17 protein-coding genes and 3 pseudogenes are annotated in these 21,838 nt (G+C 71.0%); 10 read left to right on the forward strand and 10 right to left on the reverse strand.

The window, feature by feature from the left end:
- Positions 1 to 60 precede the first annotated feature (60 nt).
- From ACFXJ5_RS16050 to recD2, 3 genes are all read right to left on the reverse strand, one after another.
- Positions 61 to 807 carry an SDR family NAD(P)-dependent oxidoreductase gene (locus ACFXJ5_RS16050; protein ID WP_384631002.1) on the reverse strand — a complete coding sequence of 249 codons (747 nt, stop codon included), beginning with the start codon at positions 805 to 807 and terminating at the stop codon, positions 61 to 63.
- A gap of 440 nt (positions 808 to 1,247) precedes the next feature.
- A complete protein-coding gene (locus ACFXJ5_RS16055; RefSeq protein ID WP_384631003.1) occupies positions 1,248 to 2,537 on the reverse strand; it encodes a citrate synthase in 1,290 nt (429 codons plus the stop codon).
- Between the two features lie 132 nt (positions 2,538 to 2,669).
- Complete coding sequence (gene recD2 / locus ACFXJ5_RS16060) at positions 2,670 to 4,871, reverse strand: SF1B family DNA helicase RecD2 (RefSeq protein WP_384631073.1); 2,202 nt, start codon at positions 4,869 to 4,871, stop codon at positions 2,670 to 2,672.
- Between the two features lie 218 nt (positions 4,872 to 5,089).
- Between recD2 and ACFXJ5_RS16065 the strand changes: the two genes are divergently transcribed.
- The 7 genes and pseudogenes from ACFXJ5_RS16065 to ACFXJ5_RS16095 all read left to right on the forward strand — a co-directional run bounded on the left by ACFXJ5_RS16065 (position 5,090) and on the right by ACFXJ5_RS16095 (position 11,472).
- Entirely contained in the window at positions 5,090 to 6,103 is a 1,014-nt protein-coding gene (locus ACFXJ5_RS16065; RefSeq protein ID WP_384631004.1) for a LacI family DNA-binding transcriptional regulator, read from the forward strand.
- A gap of 47 nt (positions 6,104 to 6,150) precedes the next feature.
- Complete coding sequence (locus ACFXJ5_RS16070; RefSeq protein WP_384631074.1) at positions 6,151 to 7,644, forward strand: sugar ABC transporter ATP-binding protein; 1,494 nt, start codon at positions 6,151 to 6,153, stop codon at positions 7,642 to 7,644.
- Positions 7,634 to 8,605: pseudogene (locus ACFXJ5_RS16075) on the forward strand (ABC transporter permease); the annotation flags it as partial. The gene ACFXJ5_RS16070 and the pseudogene ACFXJ5_RS16075, both read left to right, overlap by 11 nt.
- A gap of 174 nt (positions 8,606 to 8,779) precedes the next feature.
- Positions 8,780 to 9,646 (forward strand): annotated as a pseudogene (locus ACFXJ5_RS16080) (D-ribose ABC transporter substrate-binding protein); the annotation flags it as partial.
- Between the two features lie 44 nt (positions 9,647 to 9,690).
- The gene (rbsK, locus tag ACFXJ5_RS16085; RefSeq protein ID WP_384631005.1) at positions 9,691 to 10,593 is read left to right on the forward strand and encodes a ribokinase; all 903 of its coding nucleotides are present in this window, start codon (positions 9,691 to 9,693) and stop codon (positions 10,591 to 10,593) included.
- On the forward strand, positions 10,590 to 10,979 hold the full coding sequence (gene rbsD, locus ACFXJ5_RS16090) for a D-ribose pyranase (RefSeq protein WP_384631006.1): 390 nt from the start codon (positions 10,590 to 10,592) through the stop codon (positions 10,977 to 10,979). The genes rbsK and rbsD overlap by 4 nt, the downstream gene beginning before the upstream one ends.
- 91 nt (positions 10,980 to 11,070) lie before the next feature.
- Positions 11,071 to 11,472, forward strand: coding sequence for a DUF937 domain-containing protein (locus ACFXJ5_RS16095; protein WP_384631007.1), 402 nt, complete (start codon positions 11,071 to 11,073; stop codon positions 11,470 to 11,472).
- 230 nt (positions 11,473 to 11,702) lie between these two features.
- Here ACFXJ5_RS16095 and ACFXJ5_RS16100 read toward each other — a convergent pair whose 3' ends face one another.
- From ACFXJ5_RS16100 to ACFXJ5_RS16125, 6 genes are all read right to left on the reverse strand, one after another.
- Positions 11,703 to 12,545, reverse strand: coding sequence for a sugar phosphate isomerase/epimerase family protein (locus ACFXJ5_RS16100; RefSeq protein WP_384631008.1), 843 nt, complete (start codon positions 12,543 to 12,545; stop codon positions 11,703 to 11,705).
- 2 nt (positions 12,546 to 12,547) lie between these two features.
- Positions 12,548 to 13,705, reverse strand: coding sequence for a dihydrodipicolinate synthase family protein (locus ACFXJ5_RS16105; RefSeq protein WP_384631009.1), 1,158 nt, complete (start codon positions 13,703 to 13,705; stop codon positions 12,548 to 12,550).
- Positions 13,702 to 14,868 (reverse strand): Gfo/Idh/MocA family protein, encoded by a 1,167-nt coding sequence (locus ACFXJ5_RS16110; protein WP_384631010.1) that lies wholly within the window; start codon positions 14,866 to 14,868, stop codon positions 13,702 to 13,704. Before ACFXJ5_RS16110 ends, ACFXJ5_RS16105 begins: the two co-directional genes overlap by 4 nt.
- A 209-nt stretch (positions 14,869 to 15,077) precedes the next feature.
- On the reverse strand, positions 15,078 to 15,788 hold the full coding sequence (locus ACFXJ5_RS16115) for a cupin (RefSeq protein ID WP_384631011.1): 711 nt from the start codon (positions 15,786 to 15,788) through the stop codon (positions 15,078 to 15,080).
- Entirely contained in the window at positions 15,782 to 16,705 is a 924-nt protein-coding gene (locus tag ACFXJ5_RS16120; RefSeq protein ID WP_384631012.1) for a PmoA family protein, read from the reverse strand. The genes ACFXJ5_RS16115 and ACFXJ5_RS16120 overlap by 7 nt, the downstream gene beginning before the upstream one ends.
- Positions 16,702 to 17,877: a Gfo/Idh/MocA family protein gene (locus ACFXJ5_RS16125; RefSeq protein ID WP_384631013.1), complete on the reverse strand. Its 1,176-nt coding sequence runs from the start codon at positions 17,875 to 17,877 to the stop codon at positions 16,702 to 16,704. Before ACFXJ5_RS16125 ends, ACFXJ5_RS16120 begins: the two co-directional genes overlap by 4 nt.
- Before the next feature lie 155 nt (positions 17,878 to 18,032).
- Here ACFXJ5_RS16125 and ACFXJ5_RS16130 point away from each other — a divergent pair, with 155 nt between their 5' ends.
- The 3 genes and pseudogenes from ACFXJ5_RS16130 to ACFXJ5_RS16140 all read left to right on the forward strand — a co-directional run.
- On the forward strand, positions 18,033 to 19,100 hold the full coding sequence (locus ACFXJ5_RS16130) for a LacI family DNA-binding transcriptional regulator (RefSeq protein ID WP_384631014.1): 1,068 nt from the start codon (positions 18,033 to 18,035) through the stop codon (positions 19,098 to 19,100).
- A gap of 70 nt (positions 19,101 to 19,170) precedes the next feature.
- Positions 19,171 to 20,082, forward strand: coding sequence for a GNAT family N-acetyltransferase (locus ACFXJ5_RS16135; RefSeq protein ID WP_384631075.1), 912 nt, complete (start codon positions 19,171 to 19,173; stop codon positions 20,080 to 20,082).
- A gap of 10 nt (positions 20,083 to 20,092) precedes the next feature.
- Positions 20,093 to 20,764 (forward strand): annotated as a pseudogene (locus ACFXJ5_RS16140) (sugar phosphate isomerase/epimerase family protein); the annotation flags it as partial.
- Here the strand turns inward: ACFXJ5_RS16140 and ACFXJ5_RS16145 are convergent.
- Entirely contained in the window at positions 20,751 to 21,725 is a 975-nt protein-coding gene (locus tag ACFXJ5_RS16145) for an EamA family transporter (RefSeq protein ID WP_384631076.1), read from the reverse strand. The pseudogene ACFXJ5_RS16140 and the gene ACFXJ5_RS16145 sit on opposite strands and share 14 nt — an antisense overlap.
- Between the last annotated feature and the right edge of the window lie 113 nt (positions 21,726 to 21,838).

A 21,838-nucleotide genomic window follows, 5' to 3' on the forward strand; every position in this document is an offset into this window, starting at 1 on the left:
CCACTCGTCCCCAGGGAGTACAGGTACTACGGCGAGTGGAGCGGTCGGAGGCGGAGACGGTCAGCGGCCGAGCAGTTCGCCGCCGTTGCACTGCAGGATCTCGCCGGTGATGAAGCCGGCCTCCGGGGAGGCCAGGAAGATCACGGCGGCCGCGACGTCGGCCGGGCGCCCCACCCGCCCGATCAGGGTCCGTCCGGCCCGCCGGGTCAGCTCCGCGTCGTTGAGCCGCGCGCCGAAGAACTCGGTGCCGGCCACCGTGCCGGGGGCGACGATATTGCAGGTCACGCCCTGCGGGCCGAGCTGGGCGGCCAGCGAGTGGTTCCAGGCGTGCAGCGCGGCCTTGGAGGCCCCGTACGAACCGCCGCCGCGCAGCGCCGCCACCGAGGTCACCGTGATCACCCGGCCGCCCTCGGGAAAGCGGTCCCGGGCGGACTCGGTCACCAGCACGGCGGTCAGGACATTGCGTTCGAAGTCACCGCGCCAACGGGCGAGCACCCCGTGCGGGCCGGCGCCGATCGCCAGTTCACGGCTGCCCGCGTTGTTGACCAGGACATCGATACGACGCGGCAGGCGGGTCAGCACGGCCTCGACATCATCGGGATCGGCGAGATCGCAGGCCACCGGAGTCACGTCAAGGTCGTATTTGGTACGTAGTTCTTCGGCCGTGGCCTGGAGGACCTCACGACGGCGGCCGACGATGGTGACATGGCTGCCCGCCTCCGCGAACCGGGTGGCCACCGCCCGCCCGATGCCCGTCCCTCCGCCGGTGACAACGACGTTCCGGCCCGTACTCGCGTTCTCCGACATCACTCTCCGCCCCTCAAGGAGGGACAGCACGCTACGGGACGCCGTCCTCAGGGCTTCACCGGGGGTCGGTATCGGGCCCGAAATGACCATAGAGATGCAGATCACACTGGCTGGAACGTAACCTTTTGGTCTAGAGGCGGGTCTATCCGAGCGAAGACACCGGGCTCCCGGCGGACTCGGTGAGATGATGAGCGGGTTGTCTTTGGGGGACAGCCCGATCGTGTTGCCCGGGGCGAAGCGCCCGGAGAGCTTTGAGCGGCCCTCCCGGACGCTTTGATCCCGGTCAAGGCGAACGCACCCAAAGAACGCCCGGTACGGCCCCGTGGGGGGAGCCGCTCCGGGGAACGAGGGGCGCCCCGTGTCCAACCCGTGGGGGGATTGGGCGCGGGGCGCTTCTCTTTTTCGACGCTCGGTATTTTTTGAGGCGAGGGCGCCTCGGGTCAGCGACCCTCGACCGGGACGAAGTCGCGGATCTCGACGCCGGTGTAGATCTGGCGCGGGCGGCCGATACGGGAGCCGGGCTCCTTGATCATCTCGTGCCACTGGGCGATCCAGCCGGGAAGCCGGCCGAGCGCGAAGAGCACGGTGAACATGGTGCTCGGGAAGCCCATGGCCCGGTAGATCAGGCCGGTGTAGAAGTCCACGTTCGGGTAGAGGTTGCGCTGGATGAAGTACTCGTCGCTCAGCGCGTGCTCTTCGAGCTTGAGGGCGATGTCAAGGAGCTCGTCGGACTTGCCGAGGGCGGAGAGGACATCGTGCGCGGCCGACTTGATGATCTTCGCGCGGGGGTCGAAGCTCTTGTATACGCGGTGACCGAAGCCCATCAGGCGGACGCCGTCCTCCTTGTTCTTCACCTTGCGGATGAAGGAGTCCACATCGCCGCCGGCGGCCTGGATGCCTTCGAGCATCTCCAGGACGCTCTGGTTGGCGCCGCCGTGCAGGGGGCCCCACAGCGCGTTGATGCCCGCCGAAATGGAGGCGAACAGGTTGGCCTGCGAGGATCCGACCAGGCGCACGGTGGAGGTCGAGCAGTTCTGCTCGTGGTCCGCGTGCAGGATGAGCAGCTTGTCCAGGGCGTCGACCACGACCGGGTTGAGCTCGTACTCCTCGGCCGGCACCGCGAACGTCATGCGCAGGAAGTTCTCGACGTAGCCGAGATCGTTGCGCGGGTAGACGAACGGGTGGCCGATGGACTTCTTGTACGCGTAGGCCGCGATCGTCGGAAGCTTGGCAAGCAGGCGGATCGTGGAGAGGTAGCGCTGCTTCTCGTCGAACGGGTTGTGGCTGTCCTGGTAGAAGGTCGACAGCGCGCTGACGACCGAGGACAGCATGGCCATCGGGTGGGCGTCGCGCGGGAAGCCCTGGAAGAACCGTTTGACGTCCTCGTGCAGCAGGGTGTGCTGGGTGATGTCGCCGCGGAAGGTGGAGAGCTCGTCCACAGTGGGGAGCTCGCCGTTGATCAGCAGGTAGGCGGTCTCCAGGAAGGAGCCACGCTCGGCGATCTGCTCGATCGGGTAACCCCGATACCGCAGGATGCCCTGCTCGCCGTCGAGGTAGGTGATCGCGGACTTGTAGGCCGCGGTGTTGCCGTAGCCGCTGTCCAGGGTGACCAGACCGGTGTCGGCACGCAGCTTGCCGATGTCGAAGCCGTTGTCGCCGACGGTTCCTTCGATCACCGGGTAGCGGTGCTCGTTGTCCCCGTACCGCAGTACTACAGAGTTGTCGCTCACGTCATTCCCTCACCGACGTCGTGGCCTCTTCATCGAGGTTTCGAGGTGCCCTGACTACCCCTACTGTCCCCCATTTGGCGCGGCCTCGTGCACTCGGGGTCGTCCATCGGGCCGATAGCTGGCACCCAGTGCCTATTTTGCCGCTCCGGAGAGCCGATGGTCGAGCGCCGTGAACCGCCGGCCCGCCGACACCGTGCGGACCGCCTGACCGATGGCCTTGCGCGAGCCGACCAGTACGACCAGCCGTTTCGCACGGGTGACGGCCGTGTAAAGCAGATTGCGCTGGAGCATCATCCAAGCCCCGGTGGTGACCGGGATCACCACCGCCGGGTACTCACTGCCCTGGGAACGGTGGATGGTCACCGCGTAGGCGTGCGCCAGCTCGTCCAGCTCGTCGAAGTCGTACGGAATCTCCTCGTCCTCGTCGGTACGGACGGTGAGCTTCTGCTCAACGGTGTCCAGCGACGTGACTACCCCGACCGTGCCGTTGAAGACGCCGTTCGCCCCTTTGTCGTAGTTGTTTCTGATCTGGGTGACCTTGTCGCCGACGCGGAAGACCCGGCCGCCGAAGCGCCGCTCGGGCAGATCGGGGCGGGCGGGGGTGACGGCCTGCTGGAGCAGCCCGTTCAGCACGCCGGCGCCGGCGGGGCCGCGGTGCATGGGGGCCAGGACCTGGACGTCCCGGCGCGGGTCGAGGCCGAACTTCTGCGGGATGCGGCGGGCCACGACATCCACCGTGAGCCGGCCGGCCTCCTCGGAGTCCTCCTCGGCGAACAGGAAGAAGTCCGGCAGGCCCTGGGTGACCGGATGGAGCCCCGAGTTGATCCGGTGGGCGTTGGTGACCACACCGGACTGCTGGGCCTGGCGGAAGATCCGGGTGAGCCGGACCGCCGGGACCGGCCCGCCCTCGGCGAGCAGGTCGCGCAGCACCTCGCCCGCACCGACGCTGGGCAGCTGGTCCACATCCCCGACGAAGAGCAGATGGGCGCCCGGTGGCACGGCCTTGACCAGCTTGTTCGCAAGCAGCAGGTCCAGCATCGAGGCCTCGTCGACCACCACCAGGTCGGCGTCCAGCGGCCGGTCCCGGTCGTACGCGGCGTCCCCGCCCGGCTTCAGCTCCAGCAGCCGGTGCACGGTCGAGGCCTCGGCGCCGGTCAGCTCCGCCAGCCGTTTGGCGGCCCGCCCGGTGGGAGCGGCGAGCACCACCTTGGCCTTCTTCGCCTGGGCCAGGGCCACCACCGACTTCACGGTGAAGGACTTGCCACAGCCGGGCCCTCCGGTGAGCACGGCGACCTTCTCGGTCAGGGCCAGCCGCACCGCCTGCTGCTGCTCGGGCGCGAGATCGGCCCCGGTACGGTCGGCGAGCCAGGCCAGGGCCTTGTCCCACTCGACGTCCCGGAAGGCGGGCATCCGGTCCTCGGTGCCGCGCAGCAGCCGCAGCAGCGAGCCGGCCAGCGAGATCTCGGCCCGGTGGAACGGCACCAGGTAGACCGCCCGGATGGGATCGCCGCCCTCCGGATCGGGCACCGCCTCACGGACCACACCCTCCTCGTCGGCCAGCGCGGCCAGGCAGTCGATCACCAGCCCGGCGTCGACCTGCAGCAGCTTGACGGCGTCGGCGAGTAGCCGCTCCTCGGGCAGGAAGCAGTTCCCACTGTCGGTCGCCTGCGAGAGGGCGTACTGCAGCCCGGCCTTCACCCGCTCGGGGCTGTCGTGCGGTATTCCGACGGCCTGGGCGATCCGGTCGGCGGTGAGGAAGCCGATACCCCAGACATCGGCGGCCAGTCGGTAGGGCTGGTTCTTCACCACGGAGATCGACGAGTCGCCGTAGTTCTTGTAGATCCGGACCGCGATGGAGGTGGAGACCCCCACCCCCTGGAGGAAGACCATCACCTCCTTGATGGCCTTCTGCTCCTCCCAGGCCGCGCCGATGAGCTTGGTGCGCTTGGGGCCGAGCCCGGGGACCTCTATGAGGCGCCTGGGCTCCCCCTCGATCACATCGAGGGTGTCGGTGCCGAAGTGCTCCACGATCCGGTCGGCGATGCGCGGGCCGATGCCCTTGATCAGCCCGGAGCCGAGATACCGGCGAATTCCCTGGATGGTGGCCGGCAGGACCGTCGTGTAGTTCTCGACGGTGAACTGCTTGCCGTACTGCGGATGGGAGCCCCAACGGCCCTCCATGCGAAGGGATTCGCCCGGCTGGGCGCCGAGCAGTGCGCCGACGACGGTCAGCAGGTCGCCGCCGCCCCGGCCGGTGTCGACCCGCGCGACCGTGTAGCCGTTGTCCTCGTTTGCATACGTGATCCGCTCGAGGACGCCCTCGAGGACGGCCATCGTGAACTCCCCCACAGCCAGGGCCTCCTCCCCACGCGCCGGCGTCGTCGAATGAACTGATCCGAAGGTACCGCCGAGCGCCGACAACCCGCTCGGAGCCTGTGGATAACTCAGCGCGGAAGGGCACGGCAAGGTAACGATCAGGTTTCCGGGTCTTGTCCTCTGCCATGTAATCGATTCCAATGCTCCTTGTAATCGATTCCACAAGGAGGTGGACGGTGGCGAGCATCAAGGACGTGGCATCCCGCGCGGGTGTCTCGGTCGCGACGGTCTCCCGCGTCCTCAACGACCACCCGTCGGTCCGCCCGGACACCCGCACCCGGGTGCTGGCGGCGGTCACCGAGCTCGGCTACCGGCCGAACGCGGTGGCCCGCTCACTGCGTACCGACCAGACCCGCACGCTCGGGCTGGTGATCAGCGACGTACTCAACCCGTTCTTCACCGAGCTGGCCCGCTCCGTCGAGGACGAGGCCCGGGCGCTGGGCTACAGCGTGATCATCGGCAACGCCGACGAGCAGCCGGAGCTCCAGGACCACCACGTACGCACCCTCCTGGACCGCCGCATAGACGGGCTCCTGGTCAGCCCCACCGACGGCGGCTCCCCCCTGATGCTGGAAACCGCCAGGGCCGGAACCCCGATGGTCTTCGTCGACCGCTGGATCCCCGGCATCGGCCCCGAGGTACCGGTGGTCCGCACCGACGGCGGCGACGCCGTCCGGGACCTGGTCGCCCACCTGTACGCGCTCGGCCACCGGCGGCTCGCCATCATCGCGGGCCCGGCGGCGACCACCACCGGCAGCGAGCGCATCGAGTCCTTCCGCGACGCGCTCCAGGAACACGGACTGCCGCTGCCCGACGACCACATCGGCCAAGGCGACTTCCAGGCCGCCAGCGGCCGCCGGGCCACCGCCCGCTTCCTGGACCTGTCCACACCCCCCGACGTGATCTTCGCGGCGGACAACCTCATGGCGCTCGGCGCGATGGACGAGATCCGCGCCCGCGGGCTGCGGGTCCCCGACGACATCGCACTCGCCGCCTTCGACGACATCCCGTGGTTCCTGCACACCGACCCCCCGATCACGGCGATCGCCCAGCCCACCGGCGAACTCGGGCGCGCCGCCGTCCGCGCGCTGATCGACCGCGTCGAGGGCCGCCCCGCGCCGTCCGTCACCGTCTCCGCCCGCCTCGTGGTGCGCCGTTCGTGCGGCGAGTCCGAAGGGAGCACCTCTTGAGCACGACCGAGAAAACCGCGCGGACCGAGCAGACCGAGCTCCTCCGCATGGAAGGCGTACGCAAGGTCTTCCCCGGCGTCGTGGCCCTCGACGGCGTCGACTTCGACCTGCGCCGAGGCGAGGTCCACGTCCTCCTCGGCGAGAACGGCGCCGGCAAGAGCACCCTCATCAAGATGCTCTCCGGCGCCAACCGCCCCGACGGCGGCCGCATCCTGGTCGACGGCACCGAAGCCCGCATCCATGGCGCACAGGACGCCGAACGGCTCGGCATCGCCACCATCTACCAGGAGTTCAACCTCGTCCCCGACCTCAGCGTCGCCGAGAACATCTTCCTGGGCCGGCAGCCGCGCCGCTTCGGCTTCCTCGACCGCAAGCGGATGAACGCGGACGCGGCCGTGCTCCTCGCCCGCGTCGGCATCGACGTCGACCCGACCACCCGCGTACGCGAACTGGGCATCGCCCGGCTCCAGATGGTCGAGATCGCCAAGGCACTGAGCCTCGACGCCCGCATCCTGATCATGGACGAGCCGACCGCCGTCCTGACCAGCGAAGAGGTCGAGAAGCTCTTCCGGATCGTACGGAAGCTGCGTGACGACGGCGTCGGAGTCGTCTTCATCACCCACCATCTGGAGGAGATCGCCGCCCTCGGCGACCGCGTCACCGTCCTGCGCGACGGCCGCAGCGTCGCCCAGGTCCCGGCCGGCACCCCCGAGGACGAACTCGTACGGCTGATGGTCGGCCGGAGCATCGAGCAGCAGTACCCGCGCGAACGAGCCGACGCCGGGGCGCCGCTGCTCAAGGTCGACGGCCTCACCCGGGCCGGCACCTTCCACGACATCGGTTTCGAGGTCAGGGCCGGTGAGGTCGTCGGCCTGGCAGGCCTGGTCGGGGCCGGCCGCACCGAGGTCGTCCGTGCCGTCTTCGGCGCCGACCCCTACGACTCCGGCACCGTCGAGGTCCAGGGCAGGCGGCTCCCCCGGCACGACGTGAACGCCGCCATGGACGCCGGCATCGGCCTGGTCCCCGAGGACCGCAAGGGCCAGGGCCTGGTGCTCGACGCCACCGTGCAGGAGAACCTCGGCCTGGTCACCCTGCGCCGCTCCACCCGTGCGGGCTTCGTCGACCGGGCCGGGCAGCGGCGGGCGGCCGACCGGATCTCCGGACAGCTCAAGGTCCGCATGGCGGGACTGCACCAGCACGTACGGACGCTGTCCGGCGGCAACCAGCAGAAGGTCGTCATCGGCAAATGGCTGCTGGCCGACACCAAGGTGCTGATCCTCGACGAGCCCACCCGCGGCATCGATGTCGGCGCCAAGGTCGAGATCTACCAACTGATCAACGCGCTGACCGCCTCCGGGCACGCCGTCCTCATGATCTCCAGCGACCTCCCCGAGGTGCTCGGTATGAGCGACCGCGTCCTGGTGATGTCCCAGGGCCGGCTCGCCGGCGAACTCCCCGCGCACGAAGCCACCCAGGACGCCGTCATGGCCCTGGCAGTCAACGCGAACGCAAAGGATGTGGAGGGCTCCCGTGGCCACTGACACGCTCAAAAGCGGTACCGGCACGGGCAGCGCCGCCGCCCTGCGCCGCCTGCTCCTCAACAACGGCGCCCTCAGCGCCCTGGTGGTCCTGGCCGTGGCGATGTCGCTGCTGTCCGGCGACTTCCTGACCACCCAGAATCTCCTCAACGTCGGCGTCCAGGCGGCCGTCACCGCGATCCTGGCCTTCGGCGTCACCTTCGTCATCGTCTCGGCCGGCATCGACCTGTCGGTCGGCTCCGTCGCCGCGCTCTCCGCCACCGTCCTGGCCTGGACCGCCACCAACCAGGGCCTCCCGGTGTGGATCGCGGTCCTGCTCTCCATCGGCACCGGCATCGCCTGCGGCCTGGTCAGCGGCGCACTGATCTCCTTCGGCAAGCTGCCGCCCTTCATCGCCACCCTCGCCATGCTGTCCGTCGGCCGGGGCCTGTCCCTGGTCATCTCGCAGGGCAGCCCGATCGCCTTCCCCGACTCGGTGTCCAAGCTCGGCACCACCATCGGCGGCTGGCTCCCGGTTCCGGTCCTGGTGATGATCGCGATGGGCGTCATCACCGCCGTGATCCTGGCGCGTACGTACATCGGCCGCACCATGTACGCGATCGGCGGCAACGAGGAGGCCGCCCGGCTCTCCGGCATCCGCGTCAAGCGCCAGAAGCTGGTCATCTACGCCCTGTCCGGCGGCTTCGCGGCCGTCGCGGGCATCGTCCTCGCCTCCCGGCTGGCCTCGGCACAGCCGCAGGCGGCGTACGGATACGAACTCGACGCCATCGCCGCGGTCGTCATCGGCGGTGCCAGCCTCTCCGGTGGCGTCGGCAAGGCCTCGGGCACCTTCATCGGCGCGCTGATCCTCGCGGTGCTCCGCAACGGCCTCAACCTGCTGTCGGTCTCGGCCTTCTGGCAGCAGGTCGTCATCGGTGTCGTCATCGCGCTGGCCGTCCTCCTGGACACGCTGCGCCGGCGCGCCTGAACCGCCTCACCCCGCGCCCCTCACCCCCCGCCGTCCGTCCCCTCGGCCCGTGCGTCCCCCATCGCCGGACGGGCTGGATCTACCACTCACCCGCAAGGAACAGCCATGCGTACGAAGCAGATCACGGTCACCGCGGCCGCCGTCGCCGCGCTCGCCCTCACCGCCGGCGCCTGCAACTCCGGGTCGTCCGGCTCGTCGAACCTGAAGGTGGGCCTGTCGGTCTCCACCCTCAACAACCCCTTCTTCGTGCAGCTGAAGGCGGGCGCACAGGCCGAGGCGAAGAAGGAGGGGGTCAGCCTCACCGTCACCGACGCGCAGAACGACGCCTCCCAGCAGGCCAACCAGATCGAGAACTTCACCAGCCAGAACGTGAAGGCGATCATCATCAACCCGGTGGACTCCGACGCGGCCGGCCCGTCCGTCAAGGCCGCCAACAACGCCAACATCCCGGTCGTCGCCGCCGACCGCACCGTCAACAAGGCCACGGTCGCCGCCACCGTCGCGTCCGACAACATCGCGGGCGGCAAGCTCGCGGCCCGGACGATCGCCGAGCAGCTCGGCGGCAAGGGCACCATCCTCGTCCTGCAGGGCACCTCCGGCACGTCGGCCGCCAACGAGCGCGGCCAGGGCTTCACCGAGGGCCTGAAGGCCTACCCGGGCATCAAGATCGTCGCCTCGCAGCCCGCCGACTTCGACCGCACCAAAGGCCTGGACGTCACGACCAACCTGCTGCAGGCCCACCCCGACGTGACCGGCGTCTTCGCGCAGAACGACGAGATGGCACTCGGCGCGATCAAGGCGCTCGGCAGCAAGGCGGGCAAGTCGGTCAAGGTCGTCGGCTTCGACGGCACGCCGGACGGCCTGACGGCTGTCAAGGCGGGCACGCTTTCCGCGTCGGTCGCGCAGCAGCCGTCGGAACTGGGCAAGCTGGCGGTGCAGAACGCGGTCAAGGCCGCCAAGGGCCAGAAGGTCGACAGCACGGTCAAGGTGCCGGTCAAGGTCGTGACCTCGAAGAACGTCGCCGGCTTCTCGTCCTGACCCCGTTGCCCCGCGTACGAATCGACGTAAAGGAAACAACGACGATGCACGGCTACGACCTGCTGGTCGTAGGGTCGGCCAACGCCGACCTGGTGATCGGCGTCGACCGCCGCCCGGCGGCCGGCGAGACGGTTCTCGGCTCCGACCTGGTCACCCACCCGGGTGGCAAGGGTGCCAACCAGGCCGTCGCCGCAGCCCGCCTCGGCGCCCGTACCGCGCTGCTGGCCCGGGTCGGCGACGACCCGCACGGGCGCCTGCTCGGCGACTCCCTGCGGGCGGCCGGCGTCGACACCGCCGGCCTCCTCACCGGCGGGGCGCCGACCGGGGTCGCGCTGATCACGGTCGACCCTTCCGGAGACAACAGCATCGTGGTGTCCCCCGGCGCCAACGCGCGGCTGTCCCCCGAGGACGTACAGGCCGCCGGGGAGCTGCTGGCGGCGGCCCGGGTGGTATCGCTCCAGCTGGAGATCCCGCTGGACACGGTCGCCTCCGTGGCCGCCGCGGTGGCAGCCACGGAGGCGCGGGTCGTCCTCAACCCGTCGCCGCCCGCGCCGCTGCCCGCCGAGGTCCTGGCCGCCTGCGATCCGCTGGTGGTCAACGAGCACGAGGCCCGCTTCCTCCTCGGATCCGATGCCGGGGACACCGCGGAGTCCTGGGCCGCCGGCCTGCTGGCCCTCGGCCCGCGCTCGGTGGTCGTCACCCTGGGCGCGGCCGGGGCGCTCGTCGCGGATCCGGCCGGCCAGGTACGTGTCCCCAGCCTCCCGGTGAGGGCCGTCGACACCACCGGCGCGGGCGACGCCTTCACCGGCGCCCTGGCCTGGCGGCTCGGCGCGGGCGACGAACTGGAGACGGCGGTGCGCTTCGCCGTACGGGTCGGGGCCGCCGCCGTCACCAGGGCCGGGGCCCAGGAGTCCTTCCCCACCCTGGAAGAGGTCGCAGCTCTGTGAAGAAGGCCGGAATCCTCAACCGCCACCTCAGCGGGGCGCTGGCCGTGCTCGGCCACACCGACCTGGTGGTGGTCTGCGACGCGGGCCTGCCCATACCCGACGGCCCGATCGTCGTCGACCTGGCCTTCCGCGCCGGGACGCCGTCCTTCGCCGAGGTCCTCGAGGGCCTGCTCGACGAGCTGGTGGTGGAGGGTGCCGTCGCCGCCCGGGAGATCCGGGACGCCAACCCCGGCGCCACCGCGCTCCTGGACGACCGCTTCCCCGATCTGGAGCTCGTCCCGCACGAGGAGTTCAAGGCCCGCACCCGGGCCGCCCGGCTCGTCGTTCGGACCGGTGAGGCGCGGCCGTACGCGAACGTCATCCTCCGCTGCGGCGTGCCGTTCTGAGGCGGAGCCCCGGCCCCCGGACCCGGCTCATTACATCCTTACGGGGCCGGTCGGCAGGACGAGCGGGCGTTTCGCGCGTACCGTCCGGAACATGACCGACCGACCGCTGAAGGACGAGGTGCTGGACGAGCTGGGTGACGACCGGCTCCAGGAGATCGCCGGGCTGCTCCATAGCGACGCCGACACCGCGCGGCACGTCGTGAGCGGCTCGGTCGCCTCGCTGACCGGTGTACTGACCGACGACTCCCTGACCCCCGGCGGCACGGCCGAGCTCTGCCAGGCCATCGCCCAGGCCGCCATGGAAGCCGAACCGCATCCCGGTGGCGTCTCAGCCGGGGGCGGCCTTGTGGCCGCGGTGCTCGGCAAGGTGGCCGACCCGGCGGCGCAGGCGGTGGCGAAGCGGCAAGGGCTGCCGGTGGAGGCGGTCGCGGGGGCGCTGGAGATCCTCGTGCCGGTGACGGCGGCCGTGCTGGCCCGGCGCGCCCGCGCGTAGGTCCTGTCGTCCCTGTCCCTGTGCCGCTGCCCCGGGACAGGCGAAAGGGGTCCGGCAAGCCGGACCCCTTAGGCGTTCCCTCCCCTTACGGTGCCCCGAGCCCCCCTCCGGCCACCGCGTTTCCCCCCATAACCAGGCCCCTGCGAGCCCCCTCCGGGGCCTGATGACATGTACGACCCACGTCCCCGCAAGAAGGTTGCACGCCTCGCGAAAGAAATTTGAAAAACTTCTCAGAGGACGTGCCGGACGTATCTGTCGGCGATCTCGGCGAGCGCCTCGGCGCCCTCCAGGGCCCACAGCCGGGGGTTGAAGATCTCCACCTCGATCGCCCCGTCGAAGCCGGTGGCGTCCACTCGTTCGCGGTACCAGCGCAGGTCGATGCTGCCGTCACCGAGCTGCCCACGGCCGAGCAGCACCCCCTCCGGAAGCGGGGTGATCCAGTCCGCGAGCTGGAAGGACGCGATCCGGCCGGCCGCCCCCGCCCGGTCGATCAGCGCGCCCACCCGGTCGTCCCACCAGATGTGGTACGTGTCCACGACCACGCCCACCTGCTCCGCCGGGAAGCGCTCGGCGATGTCCAGCGCCTGGCCGAGCGTGGAGATCACGCACCGGTCCGAGGCGTACATGGGGTGCAGCGGCTCGATCGACAGCCGTACGCCGCGCTCACCCGCATACGGCGCGAGTTCGGCGACGGCGTCGGCGACGCGCTCGCGGGCGGCGGCGATGTCACGGTCGCCGGCCGGCAGGCCGCCGGAGACCAGGACCAGGGTGCCGGTGCCGAGCGTGGCGGCCTCGTCGATGGCGGTGCGGTTGTCGGCCAGGGCCGCCTTGCGCTCGTCCGGGTCGGCGGCGGTGAAGAAACCGCCCCGGCAGAGCGAGGTCACGGTCAGACCGGCGTCGCGCACCAGCTTCGCCGCCGCCTCGACCCCGTACTCCTGCACGGGGGCCCGCCACAGGCCGATGCCGGTGATGCCGAGGGCGGTGACGCCCTCGACCAGGGCGGGGATGGAGAGCTGCCTGACCGTCTCCTGGTTGATGCTGAGCCGGGCCAGGCGGGTGTTGTCAGTGGTCACTGTCACACTCCGTATACGGAGAGGAGATTGCGTACTCGGGATTCGGCGAGCGCCGGGTCGGGGAACAGGCCGATGCGGTCGGCGAGTTCGTACGCCCGGGCCAGGTGCGGGAGGGAGCGTGCCGATTGCAGACCACCGACCATCGTGAAGTGCGACTGGTGGCCGGACAGCCAGGCCAGGAACACAACACCCGTCTTGTAATAGCGGGTGGGCGTGCCGAACAGGTGCCGGGACAGCTCGACGGTGGGGTCGAGCAGGGCCCGGAAGCCGTCCCTGTCACCGGTGTCGAGCGTGCGCACCGCCTCCGCGGCGACGGGGGCCAGGGGATCGAAGATGCCGAGCAGAGCGTGACTGAAGCCCTGCTCGTCACCCGCGATCAGCTCGGGGTAGTTGAAGTCGTCCCCGGTGTAGCAGCGCACGCCCTTGGGCAGGCGGCGGCGGACGTCGATCTCGCGCTGGGCGTCGAGGAGGGACATCTTGATGCCGTCGACCTTGTCCGGGTGGGCCGCGATGACCTCCAGGAAGGTGTCGGTCGCCGCGTCCAGGTCCTCGCTGCCCCAGTAGCCCGTGAGCGCCGGGTCGAACATCGGGCCCAGCCAGTGCAGGATCACCGGCTCGGCGGACTGGCGGAGGAGGTGGCCGTATACCTCCAGATAGTCCTCGGGGCCCTTGGCGAGGGCGGCGAGGGCGCGGCTCGCCATGAGGATGGCCTGCGAGCCGGCCTCCTCGACGACGGCGAGCTGTTCCTCGTACGCCTTGATGACCTCGGTGAGGGTCGTGGCCGGCGTGGTGAGCTGGTCGGTGCCGACGCCGCAGGCGATGAGGCCGCCGACCGCGCTCGCCTCGGCGGACGAGCGGCGGATCAACTCGGCCGCGCCCGCCCAGTCCAGGCCCATGCCGCGCTGCGCGGTGTCCATCGCCTCGGCCACGCCCAGGCCGTGCGACCAGAGGTGGCGGCGGAAGGCGAGAGTGGCGTCCCAGTCCACGGCCGCCGGTGCGTCGGGGGCACTGCGGAAGGGGTCGGCGACGACGTGGGCGGCCGAATAGACGATGCGGCTGCGGAGTGCGCCCCCGGCTCCGTATGTGACGGGTGCGATGCGCGGTTCGTACGCGTACAGCTCGCCCTGCGCGTCGGGGAGGAGGATCGTGTGCGCTGTCACAGGCTCAGCTCCGGTACGTCGAGGCGGCGGCCCTCGGCGGACGACTTCAGACCCAGCTCGGCGAGCTGCACGCCGCGGGCGCCGGCCAGCAGGTCCCAGGTGTAGGACTCGTCCAGGTAGACGTGCCGCAGGAAGAGCTCCCACTGCGCCTTGAAGCCGTTCGTGAAGCCGTCGTCGCCGGTGTTGTCCGGGACCTCCTGCCACTGGTCGCGGAACGCCTCGGTCGCCGGGATGTCCGGGTTCCAGACCGGCTTGGGGGTGGCGGAGCGGTGCTGCACGCGGCAGTTGCGCAGGCCTGCCACGGCCGAGCCGTGCGTGCCGTCGACCTGGAACTCGACGAGTTCGTCGCGGTTGACGCGGACGGCCCAGGAGGAGTTGATCTGGGCGACCGCGCCGCCCTCCAGCTCGAAGACGCCGTACGCGGAGTCGTCGGCGGTCGCGTCGTACGGCTTGCCCTGCTCGTCCCAGCGCTGCGGGATGTGCGTGGCGGTGAGCGCCTGCACGGTGCGGATCCGGCCGAACAGCTCGTTCAGCACGTACTCCCAGTGCGGGAACATGTCGACGACGATGCCGCCGCCGTCCTCGGCGCGGTAGTTCCAGGACGGGCGCTGCGCGGACTGCCAGTCGCCCTCGAAGACCCAGTAGCCGAACTCACCGCGGACGGAGAGGATCTGGCCGAAGAAGCCGCCGTCGATGAGCCGCTTGAGCTTGAGGAGGCCGGGGAGGAAGAGCTTGTCCTGTACGACGCCGTGCTTGATGCCTGCGGCGGTGGCGAGACGGGCGAGGTCGAGAGCGCCGTCGAGGCCGGTGGCGGTGGGCTTCTCGGTGTAGATGTGCTTGCCGGCGGCGATGGCCTTGCGGATCGCGTCCTCGCGGGCGGCGGTGGCCTGGGCGTCGAAGTAGATGTCGACGGTCGGGTCGGCGAGGACAGTGTCCAGGTCGGTGGAGACCAGGGACGGGTCGAGTGCGTGCTTGTCCGCGAGCGCGCGAAGGGCGTGTTCGCGTCGGCCGATGAGGATCGGCTCCGGCCACAGCGTCGTGCCGTCGCCCAGGTCCAGCCCGCCCTGCTCGCGGATCGCGAGGATCGACCGGACGAGGTGCTGGCGGTAGCCCATGCGGCCGGTCACGCCGTTCATGGCGATCCGCACTGTCTTGCGTGTCACGTGGGGTTCCTCTCGATCGACCGGCCTCGCGTGCCGTGATCTAGCCGATAGCAAGCGCTTTCTCGCTGCTCAGCGTAGCCGGAGTCGAACGAGTTCGACAAGAGCGCGGTAGGGGCGGCGTAAGCGCTTGCTGCCGCTGCGCGGGATGACCCGGGGCGCCCGAGGTTCGTGGTGGGGTCGGGGGCGTGTCGGGGTGGGTCGTGGAAGGTCTACTCGGTCCCGTCGAGGGCGTACTCGTCGCGTCGGCCGCACATGCCGTAGCCGGAGCGGCGGGAGGGGGTCGTGGCGGTGACGGTCGCCTCGGCGAGGTGGGCCGGGTCGGCGGCAGCGAGGGCTGTGAGGTGTTCGCCCGTGCGGTGGGCGGCGGCGAGGGGGCCGGCGCGCCAAGGGGCTTGCCAGGTCCGGGCCTTGGGGGCGACGAGGCGGGCGGCGGCGTGGTGGAAGGCGAGGAGGGGCTTGGGATCGCCGGCCGCCGAGGCGTCGCGGAGGGGGAGGTAGCCCTCCATGGCCAGGTCGCGGCGGCGGCGGGCGGCCGTGTCGTCGGCCGGGGATGCGGCGGCGCGGGCGTAGGCGTCCGGGTCGGCGAGGACGGCGGGCGGGAAGGTGAAGACGGCATCGCCTGCTTCGGGGAGGCCGGAGTTCTCCATGAGGACGGTGACGCGGAGGTCCGCGCCCTGCACCATGCGGTGGACGGTGCCGGGGGTGAACCACACCACGGCGCCCGGTTCCAGCGGAGTGTCGCGGTAGCCGTCGGCGACGGTCAGGGTCTGGACGGCTCCGCGGCCGCCGGTCACGACGTACGCCTCCGTACAGGCGAGATGCAGGTGCGGGCTGCCGCCGCAGAGGCCGTCGGCGGCCTCCCAGTCGTACGGGCGCAGGTGGGAGAGACCGATGGCGCCGGGCAGTGGCGGGGTCACCACGGGATGCCCTTGAGATGGCGTTCGGTGCGCTCGGCGTCCCAGGCGCCGTCGGCGATGATCACTCGATAGCGGTACGCGAAGCACTCGCCGGGCGGCAGTTCGAACTCGTCGTGGAAGGCCCAGGAGAAGGCGACGGTGGGCGTGGGCTGCTCGCGTACGAACCAGTGGGATGCGTGGATCGCGTCCACGTTCTCGGGCGCGTGCGCGAAGACGAGGGTGGAGGAGGCGTCGACCTCGTCGTGGAGCGTGCTGAAGGAGAGCCAGGGGGCTTGCTGCCCCATGGTGGCGCCCTCGCCGGTGAGGCCGCCACCCGCGAGGACGGTGCCCTCGTTGAAGTCGCGGGGGCCACGCCAGTGGAGACCGGTGTAACCGGCCAGTTCGCGGCCGGCGGTGGTGGGGCTGCCGAAGCGCAGGGGTTCGGCGCGGACGTTGGTGAGGTGGATGGACCAGTCCAGGGCCCAGGCGCCTGCGGTGGCGTCGACGGAGTGGGCGGTGATCTCGCGGCGTTCGTCGCACCAGTGCTCGCCGTGGTGGGAGAGCCAGCTGAGGCGTTCGGTGAAGCTCAGGCGCTCTGCGGTGACGTCGAGCTTCTCGAAGCCGTCGTGCCGCATCGAGCCGACCCTCTCCGGGACCCGCTGGTAGCCCTGGTCGGGACCGAGGTAGGAGTTGCCGCCCCAGAAGTTCTGCCCGGACAGGTGGCTGGCGGTCATCTGCAGACCCTTGTGCCAGCGGTGGTCGTTGGGGCGGTAGCCGGTGACGACATGTCCGGCGAGGGTGCGCAGCGGGTGGGCGTAGGGCTTGCGGGACTCGTACGGATCGGGATCGGGCCGGTAGACGTAGGCCAGCAGTTCGGTGCCGCCGGACGCGACGCGGATCCGGTCGCCGTGGACGTGGGTGACGGTGATCGGGTCGCTCATCCGGTCTCCTCTCCGGTCCTCTTCGGGGCCCACTGCGGGTGGTCGCCGTGCAGGTGGCTGTAGTACGGGTCGCCGGGGCCGATCTCGCCCGCGAACACGGGCTGTCCGGTGAAGGCGGACTTGTAGAGCGCGGACACGAACTCCAGGCTGGTGCGGCCGTCCGGGCCCGAGGCGCGGGGGCGGCGCCCCTCGGCCATGGCGTCGAGGAATTCACCTATCTGGGCGATGTGGGAACTCGGGACGTCGGTGGCCGGGTTGCGCCAGCGGTCCACGCGCCCGCTGTCGGTGATGTGGGCGGCCGGGGTGTAGCGCCAGTGGTGGTTCTCGTGGCCGTAGAGGTGGGTGAGCTCCAGGGTCGCTTCGGCGCAGTCGATACGAATGTGGCTCACCTCATCCGGCGAGTGGACGCTGTTGACGACCGTGCCGAGGGCGCCGCCGGGGAAGCGGACGGTGGCGACGGAGACGTCCTCGGTCTCGACGTCGTGGACCAGGCGGGCGGCCATCGCGCGGATCTCGGACCAGCCGCCGAGGAGGTCGAGCATCAGGTCGATCTGGTGGATGCCATGGCCCATGGCCGGGCCGCCGCCCTCGCTGGCCCAGGTGCCGCGCCACGGGACGGCGTAGTAGGCGGTGTCGCGGTACCAGGTCGTCTGGCAGTGGACGACCCGGGGCGCGCCCAGTTCACCGGAGGCGAGCAGTTCGCGGGCGTGGACGGCGCCCGAGCCGAAACGGTGCTGGAAGACGATGGCGGCGTACGGGCCTGATGCGGCGCCTTCGGCCGCCATGATCTCGTCGTACTCCTGGAGTGAGAGGCAGGGCGGCTTCTCGCACAGCACCCAGGCACCGGCGCGCAGCGCGGCCACGGTCTGGTCGCGGTGGAAGGCGGGCGGGGTACCGATGAGCACGAGGTCGGGGCGCTCGGCGGCGAGCATGGCGTCGAGGTCGGTGTAGCCGGTGACGTCGGGGCCGGCCGTCTCGCAGAAGGCCTTGAGCCGGTCGGTGTCGACGTCGACGGCGGCGACGAGCTCGACGCGGTCGCCGTGGGCGCGCAGCGCCGGGAGGTGGGATCCGGTGACGATGGCGCCGGTGCCGACCACGGCGGCGCGGAGGCGGGGGGCGGGGTCGGCGGCGGGCACGGGCGGCTCCTCGGCCTCGACAGTAAGCGCTTGCACGTAGACTGACCCTAGGCGCGGCGAGCCCGTCCGACAAGGCCCTTCCCGCCGGACCACTCATACGGAGATCGACCGGGCGGGCCCTAGGTGAGAGCATGTGCCGCTATACGGGCGGAGGGCCCGGGGGTGAGACCGACCCGGAGGAATCAGAACCGATGGCAGTGACCCTGGCCGATGTCGCGGCGCGCGCCGGAGTGTCGGCAGCGACCGTGTCCCGCGTGCTGAACGGCAACTATCCCGTGGCGGGCAGCACGAAGGAGCGGGTGCTCCGGGCCGTCGAGGACCTGGACTACGTGGTGAACGGACACGCGCGGGCCCTGGCCGCCTCGACCTCCGACCTGGTCGGCGTGCTGGTCAACGATGTCGCCGACCCGTTTTTCGGCCTCATCGCGAGCGCCGTGCAGGGCGAGATCAGCAACAGCGATGTGCCTGGCGGCGGCAAGCTCGCCGTCGTCTGCAACACGGGCGGCTCCGCCGAGGCCGAGCTCAACTACCTGACCCTGCTGGAGCGGCAGCGGGCGGCCGGTGTCGTACTGACCGGCGGCGCGGTCGAGGGCACCGAGCACACGGGGGCGGTCGCCGTGCGGCTGGCCCGGCTCGCCGCGTCCGGCACGCGGATCGTGCTGTGCGGGCGGCCCCCGCTGTCACCGCTGGCGGAGGCCGTCATAACCGTGGCCTTCGACAACCGCGGCGGCGCCCAGCGGCTCACCGAACATCTGCTGGCCCTCGGCCACCGCACGATCGGTTACGTCGCCGGCCCCGCCGAGCGGACCACCACCCGGCACCGCCTGGAAGGCCATCGGGCGGCGCTCACCGCCGCAGGCCTCGCCGGGTCCCCCCAGGAACTCGAACGCCTCACGGTGCACGGCTACTACGACCGCTCCTCCGGGTACGACGCCGCCCTCGAGCTCCTGCGCCGCGAACCCGGGCTCACCGCGGTCGTCGCCGCGAACGACTCTGTGGCGCTGGGCGTCTGCGCCGCCCTGCGGGACCAGGGGCTGCGGATTCCGGAGGATGTGTCGGTGGCCGGCTTCGACGATCTTCCCTTCAGCGTCGATGCCGTACCGGCGCTCACGACCGTACGGATTCCCCTGCACGAGGCGGGTGCCCGCGCGGGCCGGCTCGTCATGGGTCGCCAGGCGCCGCCGCCAGGTGGCCTGGCCACGATCCGTACGGAGTTGATGGTGCGGGCGTCCACGGGCGCGCCGCGCACAGGGCGCTAGCGGGACCCGGCCGGGAGGAATACCTTTGACGGAGTCAAAGGTATTCGGAGGTGGCCCGGTGCAGACGGAGATGAACCCCGTGCAGGAGGTCCGCGCGTTCAACCGGTTCTATACGAACCGCATCGGCGCGCTGGACTACAGCCGCCGGCTGCACACGCCGTACACGCTGACCGAGGCGCGCGTCCTCTACGAGCTGGCGCACACCGGCCACACGGACGCCGCCGATCTGCGGGCGGAGCTGTCCGTCGACGCGGGGCAGCTGAGCAGGATGCTGGCCAAGTTCGAGGAACGGGGACTGGTGAGCCGGGGCCCGTCGGACCGGGACGCGCGGCGGCAGCGGGTGGAGCTGACGGCCGGGGGGCGGGATGCGGCGGCGCTGCTGGAGGAGCGCGCCCGGGAGGCCGTCGGGGAGATGCTGAGCGGCGTGGCGGCGGAGGACCGGCGGCGGCTGACCGAGGCGATGCGCACGGTGCGGGACGTGCTGGGGCATGAACCTCGGGCTGAGGTCCGGCTGCGTGGGCCGCGCGCCGGGGATCTGGGCTGGGTGATCCAGCGCAACGCGCAGGTGTACGCGGCCGAGTTCGGCTGGAACGAGGAGTACGAGGCGCTGGTCGCCCGCATCGTTGCCGACTTCGCGGCCGGATTCGACCCGGAGCACGAGGCGGCGTGGGTGGCCGAGTTGAACGGCGAGCCCGTCGGCTGGGTCATGTGCGTCAAGGACGACGCGCCGGGGACGGCGAGGCTGCGGCTGCTGCTGGTCGAGCCGGGCGCTCGGGGCCACGGCATCGGCAGGCGGCTGGTGGACCAGTGCGTCGGCTTCGCGCGGGCCACCGGGTACCGGGAGCTGGTGCTGTGGACCAATGACGTGCTGGTGGCGGCCCGGAGGATCTACCAGGGGGCCGGTTTCGAGCTGGTGGGGCAGGAGCCGCACCACAGCTTCGGCAGGGACTTGGTGGGTCAGGACTGGCGCTTGCTGTTGTAGCGTCCGAAGGATGAAGCTCGCGTTCTCGACTCTCGGTGTGCCAGGCCTGCCCGTTCCGGAGGTGGTGCGGCTCGCCGCCGACCACGGCTTCCACGGCGTGGAGTTGCGGGCGGCGGCGGACGAGGAGCCCGTGCACACCGGTTTGACGGCGGATCGCAGAGCCGAGGTGGCCGACCGGTTCCGCGCGGCGGGCGTCGAGGTCGCGGGCATCGCGTCGTACGCGAAGGTGGCGGCGCCGGGCGCGGACGAGCCGGTGCTGGCCGACCTCCGCGCACACGTCGACCTCGCCGCCGACCTGGGGAGTTCGTACATCAGGGTGTTCCCCGGCGGCGACGGCCCCGAGGGGGACGTCATCGCCGCGCGCAGGCTGGCGGCAGCGGCGGAGTACGCCACGGACCGGCGCGTACGGGTGCTGCTGGAGACGCACGACTCGCACCGCACGGGCGCCGATGTGGCCCGGGTCCTCGGCCTGGTGGGGCACCACAACGCGGGGGCCCTGTGGGATGTGATGCACACCTGGCTCGGCGGCGAGCAGCCGTCGACCTCGTACAAGGTGCTGGCCCCCTACCTCGGATACGTGCAGGTCAAGGACATCGCGTCGGCCGGGGACACGACGCCCCTGCCGCTGGGGGCAGGGGCGCTGCCGCTGGCGGAGACGGTGGAGCTGCTCAGCCGAGCGGGCTGGGACGGCTGGCTGTGCTGGGAGTACGAGAAGCGGTGGTATCCGCAGGCCCAGGAGCTGCCGGAACTGCTGGGGCCGGGGCGGGAGTATCTGCTGCGGCTGCTCGACGACTCGGCGTGAGGGACGTGACGGCCACGCCGCCGACGAGAAGGACGGCCGCGCCCCAGCGCAGCGGGCTGACGGACTCGCCGAGGAGCAGGGCGGCGGACGACATCCCGAAGACCGGGACGAGGAGCGAGAAGGGGGCGACGGCGGAGGCGTCGTACGTCCGCAGCAGGAAGCCCCAGACGCCGAATCCGAAGACCGTGGTGACCCAGGCGACGTAGACGATGGCGCCGGCGCCGCTCCAGTCGAGGGCGCGCAGGGCGTCGAGGTCGGCGCCGGGGCCTTCGAAGAGCAACGAGAGGGCGAACAGGGGCAGCGGGGGCACGAGGCTGACCCAGACCATCCAGCTCAGCGCGTCGGGCGGGGCGGCCTTACGGGTGAGGATGTTGGACACGCCCCAGAAGACGGCGGCCACAATGACCAGCGCGAAGGCGCCGAGCGGGCCCGAGGCGCCTTCGTCGATGGCGGCGAGGACGATTCCGCCGAAGGCGACGGCCATGCCGATGAGGCGGGCCCGGCCCAGGCGTTCACCCAGCAGGGTGATCGCCAGCAGAGCGGTGAAGACGGCCTGGATCTGCAGGACGAGGGAGGAGAGCCCCGCGGGCATCCCCTGGTTCATCCCGATGAACAGCAGGCCGAACTTCGCGACGCCGAGCGTGAGTCCGACGGAGACGACCCAGCGCAGCGCCACCTTGGGGCGGCGGACGAAGAAGACGGCGGGCACGGCGGCGACGAGGAAGCGCAGAGCGCAGAAGAGCAGCGGCGGGAAGTGGTCGAGCCCGACGTCGATGACGACGAAGTTGACCCCCCAGAGGGCGGCGACGAGGACGGCGAGGGCGAGGTGGGAGGGGCGCATGGCGGCGGCTTGCGGTCGCATGTGACTCAGCTTCGGGGCCGCGTAGTGTTTAGCACCAGCGATGATTTCTTCATCGTCGGATTCATGTCTGCTACATGGTCTGCTTCACGGTC

Source organism: Streptomyces sp. NPDC059373, assembly GCF_042751495.1.
Taxonomy (GTDB): domain Bacteria; phylum Actinomycetota; class Actinomycetes; order Streptomycetales; family Streptomycetaceae; genus Actinacidiphila.

Coding starts and splice junctions, on each gene's coding strand:
- ACFXJ5_RS16050 (WP_384631002.1), bottom strand. CDS start 807: ATGTCGGAGAACGCGAGTACGGGCCGGAACGTCGTTGTCACCGGCGGA.
- recD2 (WP_384631073.1), bottom strand. CDS start 4,871: ATGGCCGTCCTCGAGGGCGTCCTCGAGCGGATCACGTATGCAAACGAG.
- ACFXJ5_RS16070 (WP_384631074.1), top strand. CDS start 6,151: ATGGAAGGCGTACGCAAGGTCTTCCCCGGCGTCGTGGCCCTCGACGGC.
- rbsK (WP_384631005.1), top strand. CDS start 9,691: ATGCACGGCTACGACCTGCTGGTCGTAGGGTCGGCCAACGCCGACCTG.
- ACFXJ5_RS16095 (WP_384631007.1), top strand. CDS start 11,071: ATGACCGACCGACCGCTGAAGGACGAGGTGCTGGACGAGCTGGGTGAC.
- ACFXJ5_RS16120 (WP_384631012.1), bottom strand. CDS start 16,705: ATGAGCGACCCGATCACCGTCACCCACGTCCACGGCGACCGGATCCGC.
- ACFXJ5_RS16130 (WP_384631014.1), top strand. CDS start 18,033: ATGGCAGTGACCCTGGCCGATGTCGCGGCGCGCGCCGGAGTGTCGGCA.
- ACFXJ5_RS16135 (WP_384631075.1), top strand. CDS start 19,171: ATGAACCCCGTGCAGGAGGTCCGCGCGTTCAACCGGTTCTATACGAAC.
- ACFXJ5_RS16145 (WP_384631076.1), bottom strand. CDS start 21,725: ATGCGCCCCTCCCACCTCGCCCTCGCCGTCCTCGTCGCCGCCCTCTGG.